This window comes from Streptomyces sp. NPDC052036, from assembly GCF_040680495.1.
Classification (GTDB): Bacteria; Actinomycetota; Actinomycetes; order Streptomycetales; family Streptomycetaceae; genus Streptomyces.
In genome coordinates this window covers 185027-194557 of record NZ_JBFAWW010000017.1, presented here as the reverse complement: position 1 = coordinate 194557, position 9531 = coordinate 185027, and the positions used below count along the sequence as shown (strand labels likewise).

General features: G+C 73.4%; 4 protein-coding genes and 1 pseudogene. 2 read left to right on the top strand and 3 right to left on the bottom strand.

Annotation, left to right across the window (positions count from 1 at the left end):
• Both AB0L95_RS23910 and AB0L95_RS23905 read left to right on the top strand, forming a co-directional pair.
• Window positions 1-367 (top strand): annotated as a pseudogene (locus AB0L95_RS23910) (hypothetical protein); the annotation flags it as partial.
• Between the two features lie 174 nt (window positions 368-541).
• A complete protein-coding gene (locus tag AB0L95_RS23905) occupies window positions 542-1591 on the top strand; it encodes a class F sortase (protein WP_365164201.1) in 1050 nt (349 codons plus the stop codon).
• A gap of 36 nt (window positions 1592-1627) precedes the next feature.
• Here the strand turns inward: AB0L95_RS23905 and AB0L95_RS23900 are convergent, their stop codons facing one another.
• The 3 genes from AB0L95_RS23900 to AB0L95_RS23890 form a co-directional block, all read right to left on the bottom strand.
• Window positions 1628-2368 carry a hypothetical protein gene (locus AB0L95_RS23900; protein ID WP_365164200.1) on the bottom strand — a complete coding sequence of 247 codons (741 nt, stop codon included), beginning with the start codon at window positions 2366-2368 and terminating at the stop codon, window positions 1628-1630.
• Between the two features lie 234 nt (window positions 2369-2602).
• Complete coding sequence (locus AB0L95_RS23895; RefSeq protein ID WP_365164227.1) at window positions 2603-2815, bottom strand: hypothetical protein; 213 nt, start codon at window positions 2813-2815, stop codon at window positions 2603-2605.
• Between the two features lie 178 nt (window positions 2816-2993).
• Entirely contained in the window at window positions 2994-9488 is a 6495-nt protein-coding gene (locus AB0L95_RS23890) for a type I polyketide synthase (protein WP_365164198.1), read from the bottom strand.
• Window positions 9489-9531: the final 43 nt, after the last annotated feature.

The window sequence follows — 9531 nt, the reverse complement described above, 5'->3', positions numbered from 1 at the left end:
AGGCCAGGAAGAAGGCCGACAGGAGGGCCGGCACGACAACGAGGGCGACGGAGCCCAGGAAGACGCCCAGGGCGGCCCCCAGGACGGCGCCCAGGACGGCGCACCCGACCAGGACGCCCAGAGCGGACCCCAGGCCGACGACGTCACCGCCGGTGCCGGCGAGGACAGCAACTCCGACAACCAGGGCCACGGCGCCCGCCACCACGACAACGCCCGCCAGGACCCCCGCGGCGGCGTCCACGCCGGCGGCGGCTTCCTGGCCCAGTCCACCAGCACCAGCGGACTCGCCGCAGGATCGATCCTGCTCCTCGGCGGCCTCGGGGCGGGCGCCTTCATGCTCCGCCGCCGCAGCACCACGGGAATCTGACCGGCACACCCGCGCCGGCACCCATGCGGTCACGGTCACGGGCTGCTGTCGCGCCAGGAAACGGCGACAGCAGCCCCGGCCGTCGTACCGCCGCGGGTGCCGGTGCTCGTGCCGAACGACGGCCGACCCGCCGACGCATGACCGCCGCCCCCGCTGATGAACAGGCGCGCTCCCATGACCTCCTCACTGCCGGCCCCGACGGACCAGCCCTCCGCCCCACCCGTCCGTACCGCCAACCGGGCCCTTCTGTGGCCGGCCGCAGCCGTCGCGCTGGGCGGCCTGCTCATCCACCACTCCATGACGCCCCCCTCCGATCCCAAACCCCCGACCCCGCCCGCGGCGGCCCTCCAGCCGGCGGCAGGCCCTCCGCCCGCCGCTCTGCCTCCGGTCCAGGCGGCTCCGAGGACGACCGGGCCCTCCCTCCTGCAAGCGCCGCCCCGGTCGGCACCCGAACGGCTCGTCATCCCCCAGATCGGCGTGGACGCTCCCTTCACCGATCTGTCCCTGGATGCCTCGGGGCATCTCAAACCGCCGCCCGCCGCCGACAGGAACCTCGCGGGCTGGTACAAGGACGGCGTCTCACCGGGTGAACGAGGCACGGCGATCGTGGCCGGTCATGTCGACACCACCACCGGTCCCGCCGTCTTCGTCTTCCTGCGCTTCCTCAGACCCGGCAACACCATCGACATCACCCGCGCCGACGGCACCACGGCCCGCTTCCAGGTCGACTCCGTCGAAACCTTCAGCAAGGCCCACTTCCCCGACAAGCGGGTCTACGCCAACGCTCCCAGCCCCCAACTACGCCTCATCACCTGCGGCGGTTCCTACAACCGCACCGCCCATGAGTACCTGGCCAACACCGTCGTCTTCGCCCACCTGAGCACACTCGTCCGCCTTCAGAGCACCGCCACACCCACGGCGCCCACCGCGCACCCGGCACCCACCGCGCCCGCCACGCACCCGGCGCCCGTCGTCCCGACCGCACCCGCGGTGCCCCCTGTGCCCCTCGCCCCCAAGGCCCCCGCTGTGCCTGCCGTACCCGCTGTGCCCGCCCTGCCGGCCGCGCCCGCCGTCCCCGCCGTACCGGCCCCGTCCCGCCCCCTCCCGTCGCTGCCCCCGGCCGCCCCAGGTCGGACGAGCGCCCCCACCGTGGGGCCGGTCCTGACCATGCCTCCCGGCCGCACGGGGTTGGCCATGAGCAGCTGGAGGCACACCCGGCCGTGACGCAGACCCTTGCTCCCGCCGCCGGAGAACGGCCGCTCACCCGCCGATGATGTTCACCGAACGCGCGACCACCAGGGCCAGGGTGAGCAAGGAGATCGACGCCTGGCCCGCCATCAGCAGCTTCGCCCAGCGGGACAGCGGCATGGTGTCGGTGGGGCTGAAAGCGGTGGCGTTGGTGAAGGACACGTACAGGTAGTCGGCGAACGCCGGCTCCCAGTCCGCCTGCGTCAGGTCCTTGCTCTGCATCTGCGGGAAGAGGAAGTCCGGATAGTCATTGCTGCCCTCGGCCCGGGCCACCGGTCCGCCCCGGTCCCACTCCCAGTACCAGAGGGCGAACACGATGACGTTGGTCAGCCAGATGGCGGCCGCCGTCGCCAGTAGTGTTCTGGCGTCGCCTCCCTCGGTACCGCGCACCAGACCCCTGATCAGGAGCACGGCGGACCAGCCGTTGGCCAGGCTGACGATGCCGGCCAGCGTCAGCCCGCCGCCGCGCAGCAGCGAGGTCGTCCGTTTCGTGCGCGCGCGGCGGCCCGGGAGGAGCAGGACCAGCAGCAGCAGTTCCAGCGCGGGCAGCAGCCATTCCGGCCGGAACGCCAACCGCTCGGGGAGCAGCAGTTGGAGAGCGACCGCGCCGAGCACCGCCGCGGTGACGGCCCAGCGCGACTCGCGGGCCGTGGGCCGACGCCAGGCCGGCTCGGCCGGCTTCTCCAGGGTCGCGGTGAGCAGTTGTTCCAGCCGCGCAAGTCGCTCGTGCAGAGCTCTGACCTCTTCGTCCACGCGACCCAGTGTGCCGTGAGACGGCGAGAACCATCCGTAGACCCCGTCGAGCGGGCGTGGGAGCGGCACTTGCGGAGCCGGTCGGGCGGCACTTGCGGAGCCGGTCGGGCGGCACTTGCGGAGCCGGTCGGGCGGCACTTGAGGGCCGGTCGGGGCGGCACTTGCGGAGCCGCGGGCCCGGCAAGCGCCGCCCTCGTCACCTGCCTCGCGGGAGCGGCGATCGGCGGTGCGACGTCACTGCGGCAGCGAGCCGGGGGGCAGCGCGGAGTTCTGCCGCCCATGCGAAGCGGGAGTGAACAGGTCCGGTCGGGAAGGGCCGGGTGGCTGCCCCGTGCGCATGACTCCTTCCAACTCGCGACGTATGCTCTCGGCCGCGTCGCGAACGCGTGCGGGCACGTCGCCGCGCTCTGCTACAAGCCGGTGGTAGATCGGGGCATCCTGGAACACGTGCAACGAAACCTTCCTGTAGGCGGTTTACAGCCGTATGGGCGACTGCTGAGTGTACGGCCAGTCACCGACCTGACAGGACACGTCGGGTGCCGTCCTGCCGGGCCGTCACCATGCCTCGGTCTCGGCGACCCGACGACCCGGCGGGGCCTCGGTGTTCCCCTTCCCTGTCCCGCGGTCATGACAGCTCCAGGCCCATCCGGTGGGCCAGGCCGGTGGCGAGCGAGGCGATGGTGGGGTGCTTCCACACGAAGTCGTTGGCGAGTCTGATGCCCAGTCCCGCCTGAAGGCGGGTGCGCAGTTCCATGGACAGCAGTGAGTCGAAGCCGAGGCTGCGCAGCGGTGTCTGCGGGTCCGGTCGAGAGGTGCCGGATTGCAGGACGGTGCGCATCTCTTCCGCGAGATAGGCCTCGAGAGCGCTGCGGCGTGCGTGCGGGGAGTCGAGACCGGCGAGCCGGGAGCGGATGTCGGGTCCGGTCGCGGGCTCGCTGTGCTGGGATGCGGTGCCCTGGTCCTCGTGGCCGTCGCCCAGCAGACCCGCGAAGAACGTGGCGGTACGGACAGCGGGCAGGATCCACGTTGCCGGTGAGCCGGGCAGGACACCGGTGGCCGTGCGCCGGTGGGTGAGCAGTATGCCCAGGGCGCGCAGGCCGTCCTGGGTGGGAAGGGTGTGGTAGCCCCGGTCGGCGAAGCCGGTCGCGCGACCGGTCTCTCCCCAGGGGCCCCAGTTGACGGCCAGGGTGGGCAGCCCCTGGGCGGTCCGCCAGGCGGCGAAGCCGTCCAGCCAGGCGTTGGCGGCCGCATAGGCGCCCTGGCCCGGATTGCCCAGGAGCGAGGCCATGGAGGAATGGAGCACGAACCAGTCGGGCGCGTGATCCGCCAAGGCCTCGTGGAGTCGCCATGCCGCAGTGACCTTGGGCCGCCACACGCGTTCGAGTTGCTCGTCGGTGATGCGGGCGACGACCGCGTCGTCGAGGACCATGGCCGAGTGCACCACGCCGCGCAGCGGCAGCCCGTCGGCGGTCGCGGCGGACACGAGTCGTTCGGCGACCCCGGGTCGTGAGGCGTCACCCAGTTCTACGGTGATACGGGTTCCGGTGGCACGCAGCCGGGCCAGTTCGGCGGCGCAGCCGTCGCCGGGCGCCGTACGACCGTTGAGGACGAGGTGGGCCGCGCCCAGTCGGGCGAGATGGGCCGCCGTGGCCAGTCCGACGCCCCGTAGACCTCCGGTGACGATGTAGGCGCCGTCGGAGCGGACCGGCGACGGCCGCTCGTCGTACACGGCGGTCGTCGCGCCCTGTTCGGGGACGGTCAGTACGAGCTTGCCGATATGGCCCGCGCCCGCCATGAACCGGAACGCCTCCGTGGCCCGGGGCAGGGGGAACTCCCGGTGCGGCAGCACCGTCAGCCGGCCCGCGGTGAACAGGTCGACGACCTCGTGCAGGAGGCTCTGGAAGAACTCCGGGCGCCTGCCCTGGAGTTCGATGAGATCGACGGTGCTGAAGGTGACGTTGTGCCGGAACGGCGCCAGCCCCAGCGCACTGTCGTCGAGGATGTCGCGGAGACCGAGTTCGACGAACCGCCCGAAGGGGCGCAGTGCTTCCACTCCGGCACGGATCGCCGGTCCCGACAGCGAGTTGAGGACGACGTCGACACCCTCGCCTCCGGTGGCCTCGCGAGTCCGTTCGGTGAAGTCGAGCGAACGGGAGTCCATGACATCGCGGACGCCCATGCCGCGCAGATACCCGCGTTTCTCGTCGTTCCCGGCCGTGGCCAGCACCTCGGCGCCCAGATGGCGGGCGACGGCGACGGCAGCCAGGCCCGTGCCGCCGGTGGCCGAGTGGATCAGCACGCGCTCGCCCTCACTCAGGCGTGCCACATGCCGCAGGGCGTACCAGGCGGTGAGATACGCGGTCGGAACGCCCGCCGCGGCGACGGCGTCCACGCCCGCCGGGAGCGGCACCACGGCGTCGGCGCGGACCGTGGTGAAGGAGGCGAAGGCGCCACCGGCGAGGTCCACGGCGAGCACGGTGTCCCCGACACGGATGTGCGTGACACCGGGGCCCACGGCGGTCACCGTGCCGGAGCACTCGAAGCCGATGGGGTCTTGACCACGCGGGCCGCCCTCCGCCACCGGAAGGAGTCCCATGACGATGAGGACGTCGCGGAAGTTCAATCCGGCCGCGCCGACGCGGAGTTCCACTTCTCCCGGGCCCGGTGCCCGGTGCGGGGCTGCCACGAGGCGCAGGGAGCCGAGGTCTCCGGAACGGCCGGCGCGCAGCCGAAAACGGTCCACGCCGTGGCGCACGGTGGGGGCGGTCTCGGTCAGGCGTTCGGTGTCCGTGACCGGGGCGGGGACGAGCCGGGCCACGCGGCACGCTCCGTCGCGCAGGGCCAACTCGTCCCCGGGCACGGGGCCGAGCAACAGGCGGGCTGCCCGCCGCAGGTCGTCGTCGGACCGTCCCATGTCGAGCAGCACGGGACGCACCTCGGGGTGTTCATGGGCCAGTACGCGCATCAGCCCCCGCAGCGGGCTCTGCCCGGGGTCGTCGGTCTCACCCGGCGCGATCGCGCGGGCGCCCCTGGTCAGGACGTAGAGCCTCGGTGGCCGGGGGCAGTTCACGACGGCCTGGGTGACGTCCAGGAGCCGCCGGGTGCGCGCCAGGGCGTCCGCGGTGGGGTCGGAGGGAGGGATCCCGGAGGTGGGCGGCCGGGCGGACGCCGGCCCGGGCGTTTGCGGCGGTACGTCGGTCGGGGCGACGGTCGGCCCGCACAGGAACACCACCGCGCCAGGCGTCAAGTCCGGTTCCCGCTCGGCGAGACAGGACCGCAGCACGGCGGCGTCGTGTGCGCGCTCTCCCAGGGTGACGGCCTGGGTGTCGGCCCCGGCGGTGCGGAGCGCCTCGGCGAGTGCCTCGGTTGCCGCGCCCCGCTCGCCGACCACCAGCCAGCCGCCCACCGGCGCTTCGTCGGCGGTCCCGGCAGACGGCACCGCATCGATGGGTACGGGCTGCCAGTCGATGGCGTAGAACCACCGGTCGACGTCGCTGTCGTCGGTGACCTCGCGGTGCACCAGGCGCAGACCGGACAGGGCGATCACCGTGTGCCCGTCCCCGGTGAGCAGCCGGACGTCCGCGGTGATGCCACCGGACTGTTTCCGAGTGATCTCCGCATGGCCGAGGACGATCGCGGAGGGATCCCCGTGGACCCTCAACGAGCGTGCGCCCACCGGGAGTACGAGACCGCCGCTGGGTTCGTCCCCTGCCAGCGTCGCCACCGCCAGTTGGGCGCACAGGTCCACCAGGACCGGATGGACAGCCAGCGAACCCGGTACGGGGCCGGCCGAGGGCGGCAAGGCGACCCGTGCCCAGACGCTGTCACGGGCGGGCGAGAGGTGCACGTCGCCGAGCCCCGCGAAGGCGGCTCCGTGGTGCAGACCACGGGAGCGCAGTCGCTGGTACAGGGCGGCGGCGGGCACGACCGTGGGGTGTTGCAGGGCCAGCTCGGGTACGGAGACGGGCTCGGGTTCGCGTGGCGGTCCGCCAGCCCGCAGTACGGCGCCGGCGTGGGGCACCCACCGCTCCTCGCTCCCGTCGTCCTGGCCGTGCCCCTCGCTGTCGGCGCGTGCGAAGACCTGGCAGGTGGCGCGGTCCTGGGCGGTCAGGTCCGCCGTCATGGTGAGGTCCGTGCGGTCGGCCGGAGCGAGCAGTTCATGGAAGGCGATATCGGTGACCTCGACGTCGCGTGGCGGTGCGTGGAACATCTGGCAGGCGGCGGTGAGGGCGAGAGCGCAGTAGGCGGCCCCGGGAAGCACCACCGCGTTGTTCACCCGGTGGTCCGCCAGCCAGGGGTGGGCCTGGGTCCCGGCATCGCCGCGCCAGGTGTGCCGGACAGGGCGGCCCGGTATCGTCCCGTGGATCCCGGGCAGGGAGCTGTGCCGGCCGCCCGCGCCCGCTGCCGCCGGGCGGGGGGAATCCGTGACGAGGGCCCCGGCGTCGGGCCGGTCGCCCGGATCGACCCAGTGCCGCCTGCGGTCGAAGGTGAGCGTGGGTACGTCGGCGAGGGCGCCGTCGCCGTGGAGCACGCCCCAGTCGACGGGTACTCCGGCGCAGTGCAGGGCGGCGAGCTGGGTGCGGAAGGTGGCCTGCTCGTTGTCCTCGCGTCGTAACGTCGGCAGGACGACGGGATTTTCGACCAGTCCCCTGAGGCTGCCCGTGACGGCGTGGGTGACCACCGGATGGGGAGACACCTCCACATAGACCGAGTGCCGGTCCTGGGCGGCGGCACGGACCGCGTCCGCGAACCGCACGGGACGGCGGAGGTTGTGGCACCAGTACCGGGCGTCGAAGGCGGGCACGGTCCGCGGGTCCTCCAGCACGGTGGAGTAGAACGGCACGGTGGGTGGACGGGGTGTCAGATCGGTGAGGGCGGCGGCGAGTTCCCCCAGCAGCGGTTCCACCTGAGGGGAGTGCGACGCGACATCGACCGCGATCAAGCGGGCGGGGATGCCGCGGGCGTCCCAGCACTCGACCAGACGCTCCACCGGCTCCGGGGCACCGGCGACGACGGTGGAGCCGGGGGCCGCGAGCACCGCGACGGAGACCGACGCCTCGACGCCCGCCGCCGTCAGGTCCGCCTCCACCTCGGTGCGGCCCAGCGCGACGGTGGCCATGGCGCCGGCGCCCGCGACGCGGGTCAGCAGCGCGGATCGCCGGCAGATCACCCGGGTGCCCTCCCGCGGCGACAGGGCTCCCGCGACGACGGCGGCGGCGACCTCACCCATCGAGTGGCCGATGACCCCGGCGGGCTCCACACCGTAGGCCCGCCAGGTGGCGGCCAGCGCGATCTGCACGGCGAACAGCGCCGGCTGCACCCGGCCGCAGCCGGTCACCTCCCGTCCCTCCCGCACGAGGTCCAGGACGGAGAAGCCGGCCTCCTCGGCGATCAGGGAGTCGACCTCGGTCAGTGCGGCGGCGAAGGCGGGCTCGTGAGCGAGGAACGCGCGCGCCATGCCCGGCCACTGCGAGCCCTGTCCGGAGAAGACCCAGACCGGTCGCCTGCGCACACCGGCCGCCACCGTGCCCGAGACCACGCCCGGCACGGCCTGTCCGTCGGCGAACGCCCGCAGGGCGGCCACGAGAGAGGGGCGGGAGGAGGCCACCACGCCCAGTCGGCCGCGTCCGGCCGGGCGGCGCCGCGCGAGGGTGTGGGCGATGTCGCCGAGAGGCGTGCTCGCTCCCTCGTCCTCCAGCCAGTCGGCAAGGCGCCGTGCCGCGGTGGGGAGCACGTCGGCGGAGCCCGCCGGTACGAGCAGCACATGGGACGCGGGGGCCGCCGGACGCGCGGGACGACGGGTGCCCGGTGAGCCGCCGCGCCGGGCCGGGGCGGGCGCCTGCTCCAGCACCACATGGACGTTGGTGCCGGAGAAGCCGAACGAGGAGACGGCCGCGAGCCGGGTCGCGGTGCGTGTGGGCCAGTCCGTCAGCCGGTCGGGCACGAAGAAGCGCGTGCCCTCAGCCGCGATGGCGGTGTTCCACCGGGTGAAGTGCAGGCTCGCCGGAACCACACCCTGTCGTAGGCACATCACCGCCTTCAGCAGGCCGGTGACGCCCGCGGCGGGCTCCAGATGCCCCAGGTTGGTCTTCACCGAACCCAGTGCACAGCGGTCCCGGCCCGTGCCGTAGACGCGGGCCAGGCTGGTGAACTCCACGGGGTCACCGACCGGGGTGCCCGTGCCGTGCGCCTCGATCATGCCGACGTCACCGGGGTCGACACCGGCACGGGCGAGGGCCTGACGGAACAACGCCTGCTGGGCCGTCGCCGAGGGGGCGGCGAGGCCGTCCGAGCGACCGTCCTGGTTCATGGCGGAGCCCCGGACCACGGCCAGCACCCGGTCCCCGTCCCGCACGGCGTCCCCCAGCCGTTTGAGGACGACGACGGCGCAGCCCTCGCCGCGCACGAATCCGTCGGCCGCCGCGTCGAACGCGCGGCAACGCGCCGTCGGCGAGAGCATGCCCATACGGAGGAACGACCGCGTGGTGCGGGAGGCCAGCATCAAGGTGACGCCCCCGGCGAGGGCGACATCGCACTCCCCCCGCTCCAGGGCCTGCCCGGCCAGATGCAGGGCGACCAGGGAGGACGAGCACGCGGTGTCCAGGGCGACGGACGGTCCCTGGAGCCCGAGGAGATAGGAGATACGGCCGGGCGCGACGCAGTGCCCGTTCGTGAGGACGGCCCCCTCCAGTTCCTTGGGGTGCCCGGCCAGGCGGTCCATGTAGTCGGTGTAGCTCAGGCCGGTGAACACCCCGGTCGGCGTGCCCACGAGACGGTCGGGCAGCAGGCCCGCATGTTCCAGGGCCTCCCAGGACACCTCGAGCAGCAGCCGGTGCTGGGGGTCGAGTATGTCCGCCTCCCGTCCCGAGACCCCGAAGAACGCGGCGTCGAAGCCGGAGATGTTCCTCAGCCAGCCGCCCTGCCGGGGTGACGCGGCGTCCGGTGTCCGCCCGATCTCCGTACGAGTGGGCGGCGGGTCGGTGACCGCGTCGCGTCCGGCAGCGAGCAACTGCCACAGCGCCCCGGGCGAGTCGACGTCCCCGGGAAGCCGGCAGCCCATGCCGATGACGGCGATGCGGCCGCCGTCGCCGCCTGCCGGTTCCTGCTCCTTGTGTCCCACGAGCCCCTCCGTTGGGGTGGATGTGTTGGTGCGGGTGGCACGC

What these genes read in the sequence shown, in the direction of transcription:
- AB0L95_RS23905 (WP_365164201.1), top strand. Translation starts at nt 542, where the DNA reads ATGACCTCCTCACTGCCGGCCCCGACGGACCAGCCCTCCGCCCCACCC.